This window comes from Microcella pacifica (genome assembly GCF_009371975.2).
Classification (GTDB): Bacteria; Actinomycetota; Actinomycetes; order Actinomycetales; family Microbacteriaceae; genus Microcella; species Microcella pacifica.
Window position 1 is genome coordinate 49,559 of sequence record NZ_VIKT02000016.1, and the last position, 19,137, is coordinate 68,695.

A 19,137-nucleotide genomic window follows, 5' to 3' on the forward strand; every position below is an offset into this window, starting at 1 on the left:
GTAGTGGCTTCCCGTGTCCCCTGTGTGTACCCACGGGGACATTCCGGGTACACACGCGGTCCGCGGTGTCGCGCGCTGCCGAGGAAATCCCTGATCCGCCGCTGATCGTGTGTCGTGGGCTTCCACCTGCGATGAGTGGAGTCCCCCTCGCAGTTCTTCTCGAGGCCATCCGATCCGGGCGGCATCATTCGGCACGTCCCGCTCTCGAGCCCGTGGTGGATGCCGCTCGAGAGTTTCCCGCGGATCCCACGATCTCAGCGGGTCACGTCAGTTTGTGTGTCGACTCCAGGCTCAGGGAGACGGCGTTGCCGGCGGGACTTGGCCTCTGGCCGACATATCCCTATAGGGTATGTTGCATGGGTAAACCCCCTACGGGTATGGAGAGCTGATGTCGCACGATCACACATCCCACGCCGCGCTGAGTGCATCGGAGGAGGATCTGGCGGTCTGCCCGGTGATGCCGACGAATGTCGTGGTGAAGAGCGAGGCGGAGGAAGCCGGGCTCTATCGGGATCACGCCGGGGAGCGCTACTGGTTCTGCTGCGCGGGCTGCGGCCCGCGCTTCGATGCCGATCCGGAGCGTTTTGTCGCGGCGGCCCGCTCGCTTCCTGCTCCGCGAGAGGTGCTCGCCCAGCGTGCTGATCGGCGTCACGGGTCGGATGGCGGGCACGAGGGTCACGATCACGGATCGCACAGTCACCACGACCTCGGGGCGCACGAGCATTCCGGGCACGGCGATCCGGTCGCTCATTCGTCGCACGACCACGCCGGTCACGGCGGGCACATGGATCATGCGGCGATGGGGCATGCCGGTCATGGCGGGCATGCCGGGCACGGGGATCATGTCGGGCAGTTCCGGCGGCTGTTCTGGATCATGCTCGTGCTGGCGGTGCCGGTGGTCGGTTTCTCCGGGATGTTCGCGATGCTGCTCGGCTACGAGCTGCCCGACGCGGCATGGGTGCCCTGGGTCTCCCCGGTGCTGGGCACGGTGATGTTCGCCTGGGGCGGCTGGCCGTTCCTGACCGGGGCGGTGGCCGAGGTGCGGGCGCTCAAGCCCGGGATGATGCTGCTGATCGGGCTGGCGATCACGGTCGCGTTCCTCGCGTCGCTGGGGGCGAGTCTCGGGGTGCTCGATCACGCGCTGGACTTCTGGTGGGAGCTGGCACTCCTGATCGTGATCATGCTGCTCGGGCACTGGATCGAGATGCGGTCGCTCGCCCAGACCACCTCCGCTCTCGACTCGCTCGCCGCCCTCCTGCCGGACGAGGCGGAGGTGGTCGACGGCGAGACCACGCGCTCGGTGACCCCGTCGGAGCTGCAGGTCGGGGATGTCGTGGTGGTGCGACCGGGCGGGCGCGTCCCGGCTGACGGCCAGGTGATCGCCGGGTCGGCCAGCATGGACGAGTCGATGATCACCGGGGAGTCGACGACCGTCCGGCGCGGCGAGGGCGCGACGGTGGTCGCGGGCACGATCGCGACCGACTCGGCGATCCGGGTGGAGGTGAGCGCGGTCGGCGATGAGACGACGCTCGCGGGGATTCAGAAGCTGGTCGCCGAGGCTCAGGGGTCGTCGTCGCGGGCGCAGCGGATCGCGGATCGTGCGGCCGCGTGGCTGTTCTGGTTCGCGCTCGGTGTGGGGGTGATCACCGTCGTCGTCTGGAGTCTGGTCGGTCTGCCCGACGAGGCGATCATCCGGACGATCACGGTGCTCGTGATCGCGTGCCCGCATGCCCTCGGCTTGGCGATCCCGCTGGTGGTGTCGATCGCGACCGAGCGCGCCGCCCGGGGCGGGGTGCTGGTCAAGGACCGTCTGGCCCTGGAGAGCATGCGCACGGTGGACACCATTCTGTTCGACAAGACCGGCACCCTCACCAGGGGCGAGCCGACCGTCACCGCCGTCGAGACCGCAGGGGGCGTCGCCGAGGACGAGCTGCTGGCGCTTGCCGCGGCAGCCGAGTCGGACTCCGAGCATCCGCTCGCCCGCGCCATCGTGGCGTCCGCGGCCGATCGCGGCGTGCCGGTGCCGAACGCCGACGACTTCACGTCGGCACCCGCCGTGGGCGTGACCGCCGTGGTCGGCGGCAGGACCATCCGCGTCGGCGGTCCCCACCTCCTCACCGAGGAGGGCGCCGTCGAGCTGCCGATCGCGGACCAGTGGCGCCGTGAGGGGGCGATCATCCTGCACGTCGTTGCCGACGGGCGGGTGATCGGCGCGCTGCGCCTCGCCGATGCGGTGCGGGAGGAGTCCCGCCAGGCGGTGGATGCTGTCCATGCGCTCGGCCGCGAGGTGGTCATGATCACCGGTGACGCCGAGGCGGTCGCGACGACGGTCGCGAAGGAGCTCGGCATCGACCGGGTCTTCGCGGGCGTGCGCCCCGAGGACAAGTCGGCCAAGGTGCGCGAGCTGCAGTCCGAGGGTCGCAAGGTCGCGATGGTGGGCGACGGCGTCAACGACGCACCCGCCCTCGCGCAGGCGGACGTGGGCATCGCGATCGGTGCGGGCACCGACGTCGCCATCGCATCCGCTGGCGTCATCCTGGCCAGCTCGGACCCGCGATCGGTGCTGTCGGTGATCCAGCTGTCCGCGGCGACCTTCCGGAAGATGAAGCAGAACCTGTGGTGGGCCGCCGGCTACAACCTGCTGTCCGTGCCGCTCGCGGCGGGGGTGCTTGCCCCGATCGGCTTCGTCCTCCCGATGTCGGTCGGCGCCATCCTGATGTCGCTGTCGACCATCGTTGTGGCGGCCAACGCCCAGCTCCTGCGACGCCTCGACCTCAGACCCGAAACCAGCGCCCGCGAGATCCTCGGCGACCGGGTAGACACCCGCATCGAGAATGAGGCCGCTCATGTCGGCTGACCACGCCCACCACGGCTACATCTCCGACAAGGAGAGGTACCTCGCCCGGCTCAAGCGGATCGAGGGGCAGGCGCGCGGCATCCACCGGATGGTGGACGAGGAGCAGTACTGCATCGACATCCTGACCCAGATCTCCGCTCTCACCAGCGCGCTGCAGGGTGTCGCGGTCGGGCTGCTCGACGACCACCTGAAGCACTGCGTCACCGACGCGGTCCGCTCAGGCGGTGACGTCGCCGAGCAGAAGCTCGACGAGGCGACCCAGGCGATCGCCCGACTCGTCCGCTCATAGATCAGACTCATTCGTTCGGAGAAGGGAGATACGTCGATGATGTGGGGCTACTACGACATGGGCTGGGGTCTCTGGCTGCCCTGGCTGCTTCTGATCCTGCTCGGAATCGGGCTGCTGATCTACGTCGTCATCCGATCCGCGACGCGCTCCCGCCCGCCCGAATCGAGCGGGAGCGCCGCCGATCCCCGCCGGATCCTGCAGGAGCGCTACGCCCGGGGAGAGATCGACACGGACGAGTTCACGGAGCGCATGCGGATGCTTGGCGACGGATGAGCGAGGGGATCACCCGCCGGCAGGTGCTCGCGCTCGGTGCGGCCGGAGCCGGGGCGCTCGCGGTCGGGGCGACGGGCCTCGTGGTTTCCGGTCTGAGCTCTCAAGTCGGAACCCCCGAGTCCGGACCGGTTCCGGGGCCGGGCGGTGGCGCGTGGGCCGAGCCGGCGGTGCTCACGTCGCAGAATGGCCTGCTCGAGCTAGATCTGCGGGTCGCCGAGGCGAACGTCCTGATCGGCGGGAGCGCCGTGCGGATGCTGAGCTATAACGGAACCGTTCCGGGACCAACTCTTCACCTGCGTCCCGGCGACCGGCTCCGGGTGTGGCTGCGCAACGAGCTGGGCGAGCCGACGAACGTCCACACCCACGGACTGCGCGTGTCGGCGGTGGGGAACGGCGACAACCCGTTCCTGCGCATCGACCCGGGCCAGACGTTCGAGTACGAGATCGACCTGCCCGACGACCATCCGTCCGGGGTCTTCTGGTACCACCCCCACCAGCACGGCCTGGTCGCCGACCAGCTGTTCGGCGGCCTCTACGGCGCCATCATCGTCGATGAGGACGACTGGTCCGACACCGCTCCCCGGGTCGTGGTCGTCTCGGACGTCACCATCGCCGGCGGCAGCGTGGCGCGGGTCGCAGGCGTGGATCGTATGCTCGGCCGGACCGGCGAGACGCTGCTGACGAACGGGCTCGTGGCGCCGCGACTGGCGGCGCCGTCCGGGTCGGAGCAGCGGCTGCTCGTGATCAACGCGTGCGCCAGCCGCTACCTGGACATGGGACTCGCCGGGCTGAACGCACGTCTCCGCGGCCTCGACTCCGGGCACCGGGACGAGGAGCTGGTGGACCGGGTGCTCCTGGTGCCGGGGAACCGCGCCGACCTCGTCATCACGACCCCGGCACGGCCGGTCGACCTGATCGCCGCCGGCTACGATCGCGGCCAGGCCGGCATGGGCATGATGGGCGGTCCGGCTGCCATGGTTTCCGATGCGCTGATGTTGACCGTGACCCCCGATGCGTCAGCGTCGGTCCCGGATATCTCGCCACCCACGCCGGAGACCCACCCCGACCTACGCGACGTGACGGTCGACGGCACCCGCACCATCACCATGCAGATGGGGATGGGCGGCGGGATGCGATTCCTGATCGACGGCCGCGCCTTCGACCCGGACCGCGTCGACCAGCAGGTGAGCATCGGCACGGTCGAGGAGTGGACGATTCGCAACACCTCTCCGATGGACCATCCCTTCCACCTCCACATCTGGCCGATGCAGATCATCCGCGCGGAGGGCGCGGAAACCGCCGAACTGGACATCCGCGACGTGGTCGACGTCCCCGCGGGCAGCAGCGTCGTCGTCCGGATCGCGTTCGACCGGTTCCCCGGACGAACCGTCTACCACTGCCACATCCTCGACCACGAGGACCTCGGAATGATGGGTGTCATCGAAGCCGGATGACGCCACACCGACCGCCGCACATCGCAACCGAAAGGCAACGCACATGCTTCCTCGTCTCCCCTTCGGAGTCGCCGCGACCGCGGGCATCGCCCTGCTCCTGACCGCCTGCGCACCGCAAGAACCCGAACGCGTGGAAGCCGAGATGCCCTCCCTCGGTCACGTTCATGCGATCATCACCGACCCGGTCACCGGACAGACTCTCCTCGGCACCCACGACGGTCTCGTCACAGTCAATGACGACGGGACGATCTCCGACCGGGTCGGCGGGCACGGCTTCGACGCGATGGGGCTTGCGGCCGCGGGCGAGGCGCTCATCGCATCCGGGCATCCGGGATCCTCGACACCGGCCGAATGGGGCTCCCCGCACCTGGGATTCATCCGGAGCGAGGATGGCGGGCAGAGCTGGGCGCCGGTCGCGTACACGGGCGAGAAAGACTTCCACGCCCTGGCCGCCGGTCCGTCCGACGAGCTGTACGGGCTCTCGACCGATGACCCGGCACTGCTCACCAGCATCGACGGCGGTGTGACATGGATGCCGACGGGCGCGGCACTGGCCGCCTATGCGCTGGCCGTCGACGCCGCGGGCGTCGTGTACGCAACCACGCCGGACGGTGTCCGGGTCAGCGTCGACGCGGGGGCAACGTTCGAGGACTTCCCGGGTGCGCCGCCGCTGTACCTGGTGAACACGTCGCCGGATCACACCGAGCTGGCCGGCGTGGACGTCTCGGGCGGCATCTGGAGGGCGGCCACCGACGATGCATCCTGGTTGCAGGTCGGCACGGCCGTCGGCCAAGCGCAGGCGGTCACGATCACCGCATCCGGGGACATCGCCATCGTCGACGATTCCGGCTACCACGTTCTCCCCGAATAGCCGCATCGTCGAAGGAGTCGATCCGTGAGCACAGCGACGAGAAAGATCACTCTGGCGGGCTGCGTGGCCCTTGGCACCGGCGTCATGATCGGTGCCGGGATCTTCGCGCTGACCGGGCAGGTCGCCGAACTCGCGGGGGACTGGTTTCCGGTCGCCTTCGTCGTCGGCGCGGTGGCGACCGGACTGAGCGCATACGCCTACGCACGGTACGCGAGCGTGAATCCGTCATCCGGCGGGATCGCGATGCTGCTCAAGGACGCCTACGGCCCCGGCGTGGTGGCGGGATCCTTCTCGCTGTTCATGTACGTGTCGATGGTCATCGCGGAAAGCCTGCTCGCCCGCACCTTCGGCACCTACCTATTGCGACCCTTCGGCCTCCAGGACTCCGCCGTTCTGGTACCTGCCCTCGGCATCCTGGCGATCGCCTCCGCCGCGACCATCAACCTCGTCGGCAACCGGCTCGTGGAGGGCACAGCGCTGGCGACCGCGGTGCTCAAGATCGCGGGCATCGCCCTGCTCGCCATCGCAGGGCTCATCGGCGGGCTCGCTTCCGGTCTCGACTCACGCGTCGAAGGAGCCGCCGAGCCGCCCGGAGCGCTCTCCCTCATCGCAGCCGTGGGCCTCTGCGTGCTCGCCTACAAGGGATTCACCACGATCACAAACCATGGCGACGATGTCCGCACCCCCGAACGGAATCTAGCGCGATCGATCGGGATCTCGATCGCGATCTGCGCCGTCATCTACCTGCTCATCTCGCTCGCGGTCGGCTCGAGCATCGGGGCCGCAGGCGCGGTCGACGCCCGAGACTACGCCCTCGCCGAATCCGCCGAGCCGCTGTTCGGCGCGTGGGGAGTCGGCATCACCGTTGCGGTCGCCGTCGTGGCCACGCTCTCCGGCCTGTTCGCCAGCCTCTACTCGGTGTCACGCCTCCTCGGAATGCTCCAACACATGCGACGGGCCCCCCGACTCCCCTCACGAGTCCCGCACCAGCCACTGCTCATCACCGCAGGTCTCGCCATGCTCGTGACGGCCTTCCTCGACCTGAGTCGCATCGCCGCGCTCGGAGTGTTCCTCTACCTCTCCATGGACATCGCCGTCCAATGGGGGGTCGCCCGACGACTGCGCACCAAGATCGCCGCAACCCCGTGGGTTCCGATCCTCGTGATCGGACTCGACGCCGCAATCCTCATCGCCTTCGCGACGATCAAGATCCCGACCGATCCCCTCACGGTGATCGTCGCCCTAGTAGTCGCGGCAACGATCGTGATCGCGCAGGGTCTCGTCGTACGGCACGTGCGGCGGTCCGAACATGAACAGAATGCGGATCGCGGTTCCTAGAGGGGCCGGCCGGCAGCTGGGTCGACCTTGGTCGACTCGGTGGTGGGGTCTCGCCACAAGAACATGAAGAGCTGCGACCAGGATCGAGTGGTCGCTCAGAGCTACGGGTGCTGTTCGCATTCGACCCGAAGCGGTGGGCGATCCTTCTCGTCGCGGGGGACAAGGCCGGGAACTGGAGCAGGTGGTACCGGTCGAACATTCCGGTGGCCGACAACCGATTCACGGAGCATTTGGAGCAGTTGGGGAGGAAGGGAAGTTCATGAAGAAGACACTTGATGAACTGGTGCGCGAGCGTCCGGTCGACCGCACTCAGGTGGACGCGCACAAGCGCCGGATGCTCGATGAGCTCCGCGCCTATCGTCTACGCGAGCTCCGCGAGGCGTCCGAGCTCACCCAGGTCGAACTCGCCGGCAAGCTCGGCGTCAGCCAGAACCGGGTCTCCCGCATCGAGCACGGCGACATCGAACGCGCCCAGGTCGATACGCTCCGGAAGTACGTCGAAGCGGTCGGCGGTCACGCCCACGTCGAGGTCGAACTCGGCGACGAGCGCATCCAAATCGCGTGACGTCGTGTGTCCCCCCTGTGTACCCGTCAAGCAGATGATGCTGTGTTTGGTGGTGCCTGGAGTGTGCAGAAGCCCAGAAAGTCGGGCCTGATGCGGAATCGGCGGCCCTGCTAAGGTGGAGTCCCCTTTGAGGGGACCGAGGGTTCAAATCCCTCCGTCTCCGCTCCGAAAATCCCTCATCACCGCACAGGCCTCCCCGAGTGCCCGACGTCGCACTCTCGCGCCCGTGCCGCTCGCTGTCTTTCGGCCGTCACTCAGTCTGCGCGGCGGAGCGCTCCACTCCGTCGAGGATCAGATCGAGCCCGGGTTCGAAGGAATCGGCGAATTCGTAGCCCGGTTGCATGACGTGCTCCATCGTGAAGCGCACGAGCGACGGGTACCTCTCGGGCGAGAGCGGCACGATGATGCGCTCACTCGCCTCGGTGAGGTCACCGCCACCGCCGTCGCCGAAGGGCAGTGCGGCTTCTTGAAGCGCGAAGCCGTAGACGAAGGCGTCGACGACCGCGACACCGCGCGCGACGAGGGGCAGTGGGAACCCCGTGCCCAGCCAGGTTGCGAGCATCGCCTCGTGATGGTCGAGGATGTCGGCGCCCGGGGTTCGTCGGGACTCCATGATCGGGATGGCCCAAGGGTGCCTTCGAAGCGCGGCGCGCAACGATCGGGCGCGCCCCGCGATGGCCTCCCGCCAGGGTGCCGCGGGATCGGGTCGCTCGACCTCGTCGAAGACGCGTCCGACCATCCCGTCCACGATGTCGTCCTTGCTGGAGACGTAGTGGTAGAGGCTCATCGGGCGCACTCCGAGGTGATCGGCGAGCCGCCGAATAGTCAGCGGATCTAGCCCGATCTCGTCGGCGAGCTCGACCGCGCCGCTGACGATCTTGTCGCGACCGAGCGCTGCGCGCGGCCGTCCGTCGGTCGATGCCATGGTGCGTTCCCCCGTTCGCTCTTGACCCATCGTACTAAGTATGGCTAGTGTTGTGCGAATCGTCGTACTTAGTACGTCTATCGCGAAATGAGGAGACACTGATGACCACGTCCACTACGACCCCGCCCACCATGACCGCCGTGGTGCAGCAGGGGTACGGCTCGACCGACGTGCTACGCGTCGAGCGCATCTCCACACCCGAACCGGCCGAAGGGCAGGTGCTCGTGCGGGTGCATGCCGCCGGGCTCGACCGCGGCGTCTGGCACATCATGGCCGGACTGCCCTACATCGTGCGCCCGATGTTCGGGATGACGAGCCCGCGCCAGCCGGTGCTCGGTGTCGACGTCGCCGGAGTCGTCGTCTCCCTCGGCGCCGATGTGACCGACCTCGCCGTCGGCGACGCCGTCTTCGGAACCGCCGACGGCAGTTTCGCCGAGTACGCGGTCGCCGACGCCGGCAAGCTGGCCCGCATCCCAGCGGGAATCGGGTTCGACGAGGCGGCGGCCATTCCGGTCTCGGGTCTTACGGCGCTCGAGGCAGTGCGCGAGCACGGCCTCGTCGAGCCCGGGCATCGCGTGCTTGTCATCGGCGCCTCCGGTGGCGTCGGCGGCTACGCCGTGCAGATCGCCGCAGCACTCGGTGCCGAGGTGGTCGGAGTCGCGAGTGCCGCGAAAGCCGACTTCGTGCGCTCGCTCGGCGCAGTGCGATGCCTCGACTACGCGACGTCGGATGTCACCGCCCTCCCGGAGCGCTACGACGTCGTCATCGACATCAACGGCCGTCTTCCCATCGGCAGGCTCGAGCGCATCCTCACACCGGCCGGTGCGCTCGTGATCGTCGGCGGTGAGAACGGCGGGGCGCTCACCGGCGGCATCGAGCGCCAGTTCGGCGCCCGCATCCGCTCCGCCTTCACCCGGCGCCGGCTCGGCTTCTTCATCTCGTCCGAGTCGCGCGCCGGACTCCACGAACTCGCCGGGCTCGTGGAGTCCGGCGCTGTCCGCGCAACCGTGGACACCGTGCGACCGCTCAGCGCCGTGCGCGAGGCGATCGACGACCTCTTGGCCGGCCGCATCCGCGGCAAGGCTGTCATCCATGTGACGGACTGACCGTCGCTCATCTGAAGGAGAACACCACCATGCCCACACTCACCGACACCACTCGGCGCACCGCGGCTCGCATCGCCGCGGCCGGCTACGTCGCTCTCTTCGTCCTCGGGGTCTTCGCCAACTTCGTCGTCAAGCAGGGGATCATCGACCCCGTCGACGCCGAGGCGACCGTCGTCGCGATCCGCGAGCAGGAGACCCTGTTCCGCATCGGTCTCACGGCCTTCGTCGTCGTCTTCCTGATCGACATCCCCGTCGCGTGGGGCCTCTACGTGCTCTTCGCGCCGGGCGGCCGCGCGCGATCGCTCCTGGTCGCCTGGTTCCGCATCGCCTACACCGTCTTCCTCGGTGTCGGCGCGGTCTTCATGTTCCTCGGGCTGCAGATCGCGACCGGCGTCACCGACCTCGCCCCAGACGTCGCACTGCTCATGTTCGCGGCCTTCGACTTCGCCTGGTATGTGGGACTCATCGCGTTCGGTGTGCACCTCGTGCTGCTCGGGGCGCTCATCATCCGGTCGCGGATCGCGCCGCGTATCGTCGGCGTCATCCTCGCCGTCGCCGGTTCCGCCTATGCGGTCGACACCCTCGTTCACGTCCTTGTGGCCGACTACGCGGCGATCGCCGACGTGATGCTCGCGATCGTCGCCATCCCGTCGATTGTCGCGGAGCTGACGTTCACGGTGTGGCTGCTCCTCGCCGGCCGCCGCTCGAGCTCCGTCACTGCTGAGGATGTCCGCATCCCCGTCGCCGCCTGACCATAAGTACGGCGAGGAGCAGGAAGACGACCAGAGCCCCCGGACTCCCGAGTTCGGGGCTCTGGTCACCTCGGGAGAAGGGCGGCCACGGGTTTCGAGCCTGCTGGTTGACATCCTTGAACCTTCCTGCTTTGGTTAGTTACATAGATAACTAACCGACGAGCTTCGCCGAGCCATTGGGCGACCGAGGCGGCGTTCCGCGAGCAGGAGATTCTGCTCAGCCTCGAGCCCCCGCCGTCATCTTCCTCGTCACCGCTCAACCGGCGCGGTCACCCGCGAGCCGCCTGAGCTCGTGCCGGTCTTCACACGCCCGTTGAAGGAGCAGAAGAATTGAATATCGCCGCACTGCTGCCGATCCTCGCGCTCAGTCTGAGCGCCGCCGTGCCTGTTGCCCTCGGCGTCGCCACGCCGACGACAGCTCCAGCAGGGCCGATCGAGGAACTGATCGACCGCGAGATGCCCGCCGCCGGCGTGCCCGGCGTGGCGTACGCCGTCGTGCAGGACGGCGAGATCGCCTCGGCAGGCGCGAGGGGTGTTCTCGAGATCGGTGGCGACGCCACGGTCACACCTGACACTCCCTTCGTGATCGGCTCGATCTCCAAGAGCTTCACGGCGCTTGCGGTCATGCAGCTCGTCGAGGCTGGCGAGATCGACCTGGATGCCGAGATCTCGCGGTACGTCGACGACTTCTCCGGCAGACCCTCCGGCGCGATCACGATCCGGCAGCTACTGAGCCACACGAGCGGCTTCTCCACCGGGCAGGGGAACGCGCCGTATCGGGACGCCCCGTACGACGACGATGCGCTCGCGCGCGGGGTCGCTCGGCTCGCGGAGACGACTCCCGCCCACGTACCCGGCTCCACATGGGAGTACTCGAACGCGAACTATCAGATCGCGGGTCGCCTGATCGAGATCGCGAGCGGCGAGGACTATCAGACCTATGTGACAACCCGTATTTTGGAGCCCGTGGGCATGCACGACAGCTTCGTCGCCGACGGCGAGGTCCACGACTCCGCGGCGAACGGCCACGTGCCGTGGTTCGGCACGAAGCTCACGCTGGCCGACGGCCCGACCGACCGCGTGACTGCCCCGCAGGGTGGCATTTTCGCGAGCGCCAACGATGTGGCGCGCTACCTGCAGATGTTGATGAACGGCGAGGACGACGTGCTGAGTGCCGACGGCAAGGCGCAGATGATGCGCCCGGCGAGCGATGTCTCGCCCTACTACGGATTCGGCTGGAACGTCGAACCCGATGGCTCGGTCTGGCACACCGGGGTGAGCCCGGGTGTCGAAACTCTTGCGACGATGATTCCGGCCGAGAGCACGGCGGCCATCGTGCTCGTCAACGCCGGTGGCGGGATGGGCTTCCAAGAAACCGTCGCCCTCCGCGTCGGAATCTCCGACACGGCGCTCGGCCGCGATTACTATGACGGCTCGTCGGCATGGATTCTCCAGGTGCAGTTCGTCGGGCTCGTGATCCTGCCCATCGTCTACCTGCTCAGCATGGTCTGGGCGTGGCTGCGCCGCACGAAGGTTCGCGCCAAGACCCAGTCAGGCGTTCCGGGGCTCTTCAGTTTGTGGTTCCCGCTGCTGACCACGACCGCCGCCGCGTGGGTGCTCCTCGGCCTGGTACCGAGCCTGAACGGCAGCCCGCTGGCGCACTGGGCGCTCTTCCAACCCGATGTCGTCCTGGCGATCGTCGCCTCGGCGGTGACCGGCGTCATGTGGGCCGGGTTCCGACTCCTCGTGGCCTACTCTGGGCGAGCAAGACCCGCCTGACTCGATCCCGCCGCGAAGACGACGATGTGCGCTCGTCGACCGAAGCGGCCTGCGGCGCGACGTCGGCCCTAGAGTCGCTCTCGGTGCGCGTGCGCCGCAACTCATCGACAGCGGGAAGCCGCAGTGGACGATTCGGAGTTCTGGGCGAAGGCCGAGAGGCACCTGGTGCGGTACGGGGCGACCTTCACCCCGCGCGTCATCAGCCGAGCATCCGGATCGTACGTCTACGACCGAGACGGCACAGCCATTCTCGACTTCACGTCGGGCCAGATGAGTGCGGTGCTCGGGCACGCGCACCCCGACATCGTCGCCACCGTCACCGAGTCGATCGGCAGCCTCGACCACCTCTACAGCGGCATGCTGAGCGAACCCGTCGTCGAACTCGCGACCACGCTTGCCGGCACGTTGCCCGACTCGCTGTCGAAGACGCTCCTGCTGAGTACGGTTGCCGAAGCCAACGAAGCGGCCATCAAGATGGCGAAGCTCGTCACCGGCCGCTACGAGATCGTCTCCTTCGACCGCTCCTGGCACGGCATGACCTCGGGGGCGGCCTCGCTCACGTTCTCGGCGGGCCACCAGGGGTACGGGCCCGCGACGCCCGGCAGCCTCGCGCTGCCGACGCCCAACGCCTACCGCTCGCCCTTCCGCCGGCCGGACGGCTCGTACGACTGGCAGGCCGAGCTCGACTACGGGTTCCGCCTCATCGACGCGACCTCGAGCGGCAGCCTCGCGGCCTGCCTCATCGAGCCCATCCTGTCCTCCGGGGGCCTCATCGAACTGCCCGAGGGCTATCTCGCGGCGCTGCGCGTCAAGTGCGAGGAGCGCGGCATGCTCCTCATCCTCGACGAGGCGCAGACGGGGGTCGGCCGCACGGGCACCATGTACGCGTTCGAGCGCGACGGCGTGGTGCCCGACATCCTGACGCTCTCCAAGACGCTCGGCGCCGGACTACCCGTCGCCGCGGTCGTGACAAGCGCGCAGATCGAGGAGCAGGCGCACGAGCGCGGCTTCCTGTTCTTCACGACCCACGTCTCTGACCCTCTCGCGGCGGCGGTCGCCCTCACGGTGCTGCGCGTGGTCGAGCGCGACGGGCTCGTCGATCGCGCGCGCCAGCAGGGCGTGCGCATGCGCGAGCGCCTGCTGAGCATCCAGAACAGGTTCGATGTCGTCGGAGACGTGCGCGGCCGCGGACTGCTGCAGGGCATCGAGCTCGTGCGCGATCGCGAGACGCGCGAGCCGGCCGATCGCTTGGGCGCCGCCGTCACCGACGAGTGCCTGCGCCGCGGACTCCACATGAACATCGTGCAGCTGCCCGGCATGGGCGGCGTGTTCCGCATCGCGCCGCCGCTCACCATCAGCGACGACGAGCTGGATGCTGGGCTCACGATCCTCGAGGAGTCGCTGTCGAGCGTGCTCGAGCGAGACGGCTCCTGACCGTCATGATGTTCATCACCGGAGGATGCTCACTGAACGTCACGAGGGAGGCGCGATGACGAACCCCGAACGCGTGCAAAGAATCGAGAATGGCCTGCTGGCGGTGTTGGTGCTCGTGATGGCGGTCGTCATCTATCCCGAGTGGTGGTGGGTCACGCTCGCGGCCTTCCTCCTGTTCGATCTCTCGGCTCTGGGCTACGTGCGATCCGCTGCGATGGGAGCCGCCCTGTACAACAGCGTCCACAACTATGCGTGGCCTGCCGTCGTCGCAGCCGTCGGCCTCCTCGTGCAAGGGTCTGCGCCAGTGCTCGCGACCGTCTGTGGGCTGACTGCGCTGGCCGGCGCCTTTCACGTGGCCGTCGATCGGGCACTCGGCTACGGACTCAAACTGCCGGACGCCTTCACGCACACCCACCTCGGGTGGATCGGTCGCGACCGTCCCCGCGCTTGACCGACTCTCGATGGGGATCATTCTGGCCGAGACCCGGCCGCGTGGCAGGCTGTCGTCATGTACCGGCTGAGGGAGCCCGCGCCCGAGTTGCGGCCCTACATCGAGAACTACTGGTCGGTCTCGCACGAGCCCGGTGAGGAGGTAGACCTCCGCGTCGAAGTCTTCGTGGATGCGCGCGCCGATCTCGTGTTCAACGTCGGCGTGCCCTACCGGCGCGTGGTCATCGGGGGTGCGACCGTCGAGATCTCCGCATCCACCCTCGACGCACAGCGCCTCGTCCCGATTCGTATCGAGCAGCGAGGTGCCGTGACGATCACGGGGGTGCGGTTCTGCCTAGGAGGACTCGCGCCATTCACTCGTGTGCGCCTCGACCGATGGAGCGGTCATACACCCCCGCCGCGCGACGTTCTCGGCGACGAGGCGATCGACCTGGAGGCGGAGCTGCGGGCTTCGCCCGACCTCGAGTTCTCGGCGCGCGTCCTCGACGAGTTTTTCCTTGCGCGACTGCGCCGCGACTCCGCGCAGTCAGCGTTCGAGGAGGCGCTCGCCGCCCTCGTGCACGCAGGCGGGCGCGCAGGTCTCGACGAGCTCGCCGAGACGGCGGGCGTCTCACCGCGACAGGTCGAGCGGCTCTTCGCGCGCTGCCTCGGCTTTCCGCCCAGCACCGTCGGTCGCGTCGTGCGCTTCCAGACCGCTCTGCGGCGACTCATGGAGGATCCGGGGGTGACGCTCGGCGACGTCGCAGCGGATGCGGGCTACTACGACCAGGCGCACTTCGTCCGAGACTTCCGTCTCTTCAGTGGTGGCGTGCCGCGCGGCTACCGCGGCTACTACCCCGAGGAGGGGCCTTCGGACTTCGCCCCGAACGTGGTCGTGTTCGTACAAGACGAGAGCGAGCTGCGCGGCTGACACTGACCTGGGCGCGACTCGGCGCCCTCGGGCAGAGGAGGACACATGGCGGAGCACTGGTCGGGAAAGGGAACACCCGACGATCCCTGGGTCTTGTCGACTCCACCGCTGTCGTCGACGTACATGATGCATCGCGATGACTCGGTGCAGCCAGCGCTGCTCGTGTGCACCGTCGGCACAACACGGCTCACCTACCTCGCGCGTGCGGTCGACGATCTGCACGCGATGCTGCTGGCCCATGGCGACTGGATGCTGCTCGGCTCCGCCGACGAGCAGAAGGAACCGGCGGCCGGCACCGTGGAGGCGTGGGCACGCTCCCCGCAGAACCCCGTGGGCGGGTGGTACGGCCAGAAGAAGGGCTTGAGGGGGCGTTTCGGCATGTACCTGCCGCCCCTGCTCGAGGCCCTCGGACTCGTGGAGCTTGAGCACAACGCGCGCAACAACCGGGTCAGAGCAACGGTGTCAGCGTCATGACGGCCACGGAGGAGCGTTCGGCCTTTCGCGTACCGGTGGCGCCGGGCCGAGACTTCCGACCGCGCGTCGTCGAATGGCAGCCGCCGTGGCGCATGGTGTGGCGCGATGGTGCGCTGCCACTGTTCCGAGGCGATCGCACGTTCTCGATCACATCGGCAGCTCGACGGTGACCGTCGTGCCACCGCCGAGTTCGCTCTGCACCTGGATGGTGCCGTCGTGCGCGTCGAGGATGCGCTTGAGGATCGGCAGGCCGAGCCCCACGCCGGGCGCCCCCGAGCGCATGGCCGCTTCCGTGCGGAAGAAGGGGTCGAAGATGCGCTCGATGTCGGCAGCCGAGATGCCCATCCCCGAGTCGCGCACGGTGAGGCGCACGATCCCGCGCCCCTCGGCGTCGCCGCCGACTCGCTCGTCGTAGTCGACGCTCACATCGACCTGCCCGTGAAGCGGAGTGAAGCGCACGGCGTTCGCGATGAGCGCCTCCGCGATGAGGCGGAAGAGACGGGGGTCGATCGGCGCGCTCGTCGTGGGCGCGCTGAACCGCAGCTCGATCGACTTGGCCTGCGCCTCGAGCCGGAATGTCTCGAGTGCGCTCGCCGTGACCTCGTCGAGCTCGGTCGCCACGGGCTGTGCCGACGTCGGTTCCATGTCGGCCTGCGCGGCCAGGATGAGCTGGTCGACGATCGCGAATTCGCGCACGAGGTTGCGCTCGACGACCTGCAGGTACTCGGCGAGGCGCTCGCCGCCGCTCGCGTGAGCTTCGGTGGCCAGTTCGAGGAAGCCCCTCATGACGGTGAGTGGTGTTCGCAGCTCGTGCGAAACGCTGCTGATGAGACGATCGCGCGAGCGCACGGCCTCCACGTAGGCGGTCACGTCGGTGAAGACCATGACCGTGCCCTCGAGCTGTCCGTGCTCGTCGACCAGGCGACGGGAGTTGGCGAGGAATGCCGCGGTCGTGACTCCGTCGTGCGCGCGGGCCCAGAAGAGCTCATCAGTCATGCCCTCCTCGGTCATCGCCTGCATGAGGGGCTCGCGCTCGGGAGTGTGCGGCGTGCGCCCGTCTGCTTCGAACGACGGGATGGAGCGGATCGCCGAATACGGGTCCGGACCTTCCGCGCGCACGACGGGGTGCTCGCGCAAGGCGCGGTTGACGATCACGGGCGTGCCGTTGCCGTCGAGAACGATCATGCCGATGTCGACCGTGTCGACGATCACGTCGCGCGTGCGCCGAGCAGCGCGTTCCGAGCTCGAGGCCGTCTCGGCCTCGTCGACGAGCTGGAACCCAAACAGGCTGGAGACCGCGGCGACCAGCGGAACCATGAGCAGGGCGGCAACATCCGATTCGACGGTGTCGGGTGCGGAGGTCGCGGCGCCGACGAGATCGCGGGCGATCGTCGCTCCTCCGAGCACGAATGCAAGAGGGATGCTCCACCCTCGACCGCTCGTACCCAACCAGGTGGCCGGCACGACGACCGTGAGCAGGGGGGCGAGTGACGCCGAATCGCTCGCGTCGAGTCGCAGCAGCGCGATCGCGATGATGTCGATCGACGGCACAACGTAGAAGAAGGCGGCGGCGGGTGTGAGTGCGGGTCGCCACACGGTCAGGACCAGAGTGATCGCGAGGGCGACGCCGAGACCGACAAAGGTTCCGACGGTGGCCAGCTGTGCGCCGTCGACGAGGGCGACCGCGAGCTCGCTCACGAGCAGGAGCGCGAGGAACAGCCACTGGGTGATGAGCACGGCCGTGCGCGGGTCGAACGGATGGGGGAACAGGGTTATCGTCCGCACCGGTTGCGCTCGCTTCAGACTTCTCGTCACATGCTGGGCTTGTCTAGGCTCACCATCCTCGCGCAGGAGGCCCCGCAGCGTCTACCGACGGACGGGAAGCCCCTCCTCTGGCTGATATGCTCTCTCAGTCGCCTCGTGCGACACGCGCCCGTAGCTCAATGGATAGAGCATCTGACTACGGATCAGAAGGTTGGGAGTTCGAGTCTCTCCGGGCGCGCCAGCAAAAGGCCTGGTCAGGCAGTGTTTCTGATCGGGCCTTCTTTGTTGCCTGCCGAGCGCGTGCAATCCAGGTGCAATCCAGGGGGCCAGATGTGCTGCTTCGATGACCGGAATGCCGGGTTCATGTCTCTGGTTGACGGTAGTGTCAACTCGAACTGATCCCGCTAGGAGGTGGTAGATATGTCAGCACGAACTGCCAACGAAGTGGCGAACTGGTTCCTGGCATGGGCGGAAAGCGAAGATGCTGAGCTGGACAACTTGAAGCTCCAGAAGCTCCTCTACTACGCCCAGGGGCACGCCTTCGCCGCCCTCGGGCAGGAACTCTTCAATGACGAGATCCAGGCATGGGCACATGGACCGGTCGTCCCCTCCATCTATCGGCGCTTCAAGAGTTGCGGCGCAAGTCCTATTCCCGCCGAACAGTCGGTTCCCTCAGATTTTGATTGGGACGACTATCGAGACGTAGAGTCCTTCCTCCAGCGCGTTTGGAACACCTACGGCAAGTACGCGTCGTGGACTCTTCGGAACATGACGCACCGTGAGTCCCCGTGGCTGGAGCACTTCAACGCTGACGAGCGGAGCGCCGTAATTCCGAAGTCTGCTCTCAGGACGTACTTCGCCAACTAGTGCATGGCGAAGCACAAGAAGGGGCTGGGAAAGGGCACGCCACCTTCAGCAATCCCTGACACCGTAGAGGATTCGGCAGTTCCTCGCGCACGAGTCACAGGCCACCCCCTCTTGTCATTCCGTCACCTTCAGCCGGGATGGGGTGTCTCGAACATGACACCTGAACAGTGTTTCGCGTTCTTGGAGAAGTGGGCGAAGCGCTCCCAGCTCAAATGGAGCGAGCTGGCTACGCATAGTCGCCACGGGTTGGGGTCTGAGAAGATCCCGAGCCACAAGATCAAGCCCTCGATTCCCGAGCCGTTGCGGCAGGACGACTACAAGGTTTTGCGCCATGAAAGCAACCTGCCGATGGTTGGGATCCAGGCCGGAGACATCCTCTATGTGCTGTGGATCGAGTGCAACTACGGCGATCTGTACGACCACTGAGCTGGGCTTCGTGAGACGCCCTGCTCGCAACGGGGGACCCTTCGAAGCTCCAGTTGTGGCGCAGTGCTGCAAATTGCGCCGGAGTGAGCATGGCTGAAACATCGACGTGACTGGTGCTCGGTGTCATGCTCAACCGCATGGATGCCCGAGAGATCATTGATGGATTCGACCGGATACTGCCTGAGCAAGAGAAGGCTCTTCAACTAGCGGCGGTCAACGCAGGTAAGTTCCACGCGAGCAATTCGCCAATCTTCACCGCCTTCACACAACTCCAGTTCTTCGTATTGACGGTGGACTACGACATGCGCGTGATGTTGCGGACGTTACTCGCAGACCCTCAGAGCAGGGTCACCGCTGAAAAGTTCTTGGCCCTCACACTGGAGGAATCCGACGAGTTCATCGGGGCGGTAATCGGAGACATGAAGAAGGCGCTCCGGTCGGCAGGCAATCCGGCCAGCACCGATCCCGCAAAGAACGCGTTCGATGCACAGCGATTCGATGAGGTCACTGCGCAGTACTGGGTCAAGTCCCTGGAAGTGGTGTAACGGCTGATCCTTCGCTTTATGCGCTGAGTGCGATGAAGGTGTCGGCGACCACCTCGCT

The 19,137-nt window shown here is 67.4% G+C and carries 20 protein-coding genes and 1 tRNA gene; 19 read left to right on the plus strand and 2 right to left on the minus strand.

From position 1 onward, the window contains the following. Positions 1-388 precede the first annotated feature (388 nt). From FK219_RS09865 to FK219_RS09900, 8 genes are all read left to right on the plus strand, one after another. Positions 389-2,857, plus strand: a complete 2,469-nt coding sequence (locus FK219_RS09865; protein WP_235923890.1) for a heavy metal translocating P-type ATPase — start codon at positions 389-391, stop codon at positions 2,855-2,857. Beyond that, positions 2,835-3,146, plus strand: a complete 312-nt coding sequence (locus tag FK219_RS09870; protein ID WP_152582595.1) for a metal-sensitive transcriptional regulator — start codon at positions 2,835-2,837, stop codon at positions 3,144-3,146. The genes FK219_RS09865 and FK219_RS09870 overlap by 23 nt, the downstream gene beginning before the upstream one ends. 36 nt (positions 3,147-3,182) lie before the next feature. Continuing rightward, on the plus strand, positions 3,183-3,419 hold the full coding sequence (locus FK219_RS09875) for an SHOCT domain-containing protein (protein ID WP_152582596.1): 237 nt from the start codon (positions 3,183-3,185) through the stop codon (positions 3,417-3,419). Continuing rightward, positions 3,416-4,873: a multicopper oxidase family protein gene (locus tag FK219_RS09880; protein WP_152582597.1), complete on the plus strand. Its 1,458-nt coding sequence runs from the start codon at positions 3,416-3,418 to the stop codon at positions 4,871-4,873. Before FK219_RS09875 ends, FK219_RS09880 begins: the two co-directional genes overlap by 4 nt. Then, on the plus strand, positions 4,854-5,744 hold the full coding sequence (locus FK219_RS09885; protein ID WP_235923891.1) for a F510_1955 family glycosylhydrolase: 891 nt from the start codon (positions 4,854-4,856) through the stop codon (positions 5,742-5,744). The genes FK219_RS09880 and FK219_RS09885 overlap by 20 nt, the downstream gene beginning before the upstream one ends. A 24-nt stretch (positions 5,745-5,768) precedes the next feature. After that, entirely contained in the window at positions 5,769-7,082 is a 1,314-nt protein-coding gene (locus tag FK219_RS09890; RefSeq protein WP_152582598.1) for an APC family permease, read from the plus strand. A 107-nt stretch (positions 7,083-7,189) separates the two neighbouring features. Continuing rightward, the gene (locus FK219_RS09895) at positions 7,190-7,345 is read left to right on the plus strand and encodes a type II toxin-antitoxin system RelE/ParE family toxin (protein ID WP_328821668.1); all 156 of its coding nucleotides are present in this window, start codon (positions 7,190-7,192) and stop codon (positions 7,343-7,345) included. Further along, a complete protein-coding gene (locus tag FK219_RS09900; RefSeq protein ID WP_152582599.1) occupies positions 7,342-7,647 on the plus strand; it encodes a helix-turn-helix domain-containing protein in 306 nt (101 codons plus the stop codon). Before FK219_RS09895 ends, FK219_RS09900 begins: the two co-directional genes overlap by 4 nt. Before the next feature lie 250 nt (positions 7,648-7,897). On the opposite strand, the gene FK219_RS09905 is transcribed toward FK219_RS09900, so the two are convergent. Continuing rightward, on the minus strand, positions 7,898-8,572 hold the full coding sequence (locus FK219_RS09905) for a TetR/AcrR family transcriptional regulator (RefSeq protein ID WP_152582600.1): 675 nt from the start codon (positions 8,570-8,572) through the stop codon (positions 7,898-7,900). Between the two features lie 101 nt (positions 8,573-8,673). Between FK219_RS09905 and FK219_RS09910 the strand changes: the two genes are divergently transcribed. From FK219_RS09910 to FK219_RS09940, 7 genes are all read left to right on the plus strand, one after another. Continuing rightward, positions 8,674-9,678 (plus strand): NAD(P)-dependent alcohol dehydrogenase, encoded by a 1,005-nt coding sequence (locus FK219_RS09910; protein WP_235923892.1) that lies wholly within the window; start codon positions 8,674-8,676, stop codon positions 9,676-9,678. Between the two features lie 29 nt (positions 9,679-9,707). Beyond that, on the plus strand, positions 9,708-10,430 hold the full coding sequence (locus FK219_RS09915) for a DUF4386 domain-containing protein (RefSeq protein WP_152582601.1): 723 nt from the start codon (positions 9,708-9,710) through the stop codon (positions 10,428-10,430). Positions 10,431-10,760: 330 nt separating this feature from the next. After that, positions 10,761-12,209, plus strand: a complete 1,449-nt coding sequence (locus FK219_RS09920; protein WP_210416813.1) for a serine hydrolase domain-containing protein — start codon at positions 10,761-10,763, stop codon at positions 12,207-12,209. 123 nt (positions 12,210-12,332) lie between these two features. Beyond that, a complete protein-coding gene (locus FK219_RS09925; protein WP_152582602.1) occupies positions 12,333-13,643 on the plus strand; it encodes an aspartate aminotransferase family protein in 1,311 nt (436 codons plus the stop codon). Between the two features lie 55 nt (positions 13,644-13,698). Continuing rightward, complete coding sequence (locus tag FK219_RS09930; RefSeq protein ID WP_152582603.1) at positions 13,699-14,094, plus strand: DUF4260 family protein; 396 nt, start codon at positions 13,699-13,701, stop codon at positions 14,092-14,094. 57 nt (positions 14,095-14,151) lie between these two features. Next, complete coding sequence (locus FK219_RS09935; RefSeq protein WP_152582604.1) at positions 14,152-15,003, plus strand: helix-turn-helix domain-containing protein; 852 nt, start codon at positions 14,152-14,154, stop codon at positions 15,001-15,003. 45 nt (positions 15,004-15,048) lie between these two features. Then, complete coding sequence (locus FK219_RS09940) at positions 15,049-15,477, plus strand: DUF6855 family protein (RefSeq protein WP_152582605.1); 429 nt, start codon at positions 15,049-15,051, stop codon at positions 15,475-15,477. A gap of 147 nt (positions 15,478-15,624) precedes the next feature. Here FK219_RS09940 and FK219_RS14170 read toward each other — a convergent pair whose 3' ends face one another. Beyond that, positions 15,625-17,262, minus strand: a complete 1,638-nt coding sequence (locus FK219_RS14170; protein WP_152582606.1) for a sensor histidine kinase — start codon at positions 17,260-17,262, stop codon at positions 15,625-15,627. Between the two features lie 144 nt (positions 17,263-17,406). On the opposite strand from FK219_RS14170, the gene FK219_RS09950 reads away from it, so the two are divergent. From FK219_RS09950 to FK219_RS09965, 4 genes are all read left to right on the plus strand, one after another. After that, positions 17,407-17,482, plus strand: a tRNA-Arg gene (locus FK219_RS09950). A gap of 179 nt (positions 17,483-17,661) precedes the next feature. Continuing rightward, on the plus strand, positions 17,662-18,108 hold the full coding sequence (locus FK219_RS09955) for a Panacea domain-containing protein (protein WP_152582607.1): 447 nt from the start codon (positions 17,662-17,664) through the stop codon (positions 18,106-18,108). 153 nt (positions 18,109-18,261) lie between these two features. Continuing rightward, the gene (locus tag FK219_RS09960; protein WP_152582608.1) at positions 18,262-18,534 is read left to right on the plus strand and encodes a hypothetical protein; all 273 of its coding nucleotides are present in this window, start codon (positions 18,262-18,264) and stop codon (positions 18,532-18,534) included. Between the two features lie 137 nt (positions 18,535-18,671). Next, positions 18,672-19,079 carry a hypothetical protein gene (locus FK219_RS09965; protein WP_152582609.1) on the plus strand — a complete coding sequence of 136 codons (408 nt, stop codon included), beginning with the start codon at positions 18,672-18,674 and terminating at the stop codon, positions 19,077-19,079. Positions 19,080-19,137 lie beyond the last annotated feature (58 nt).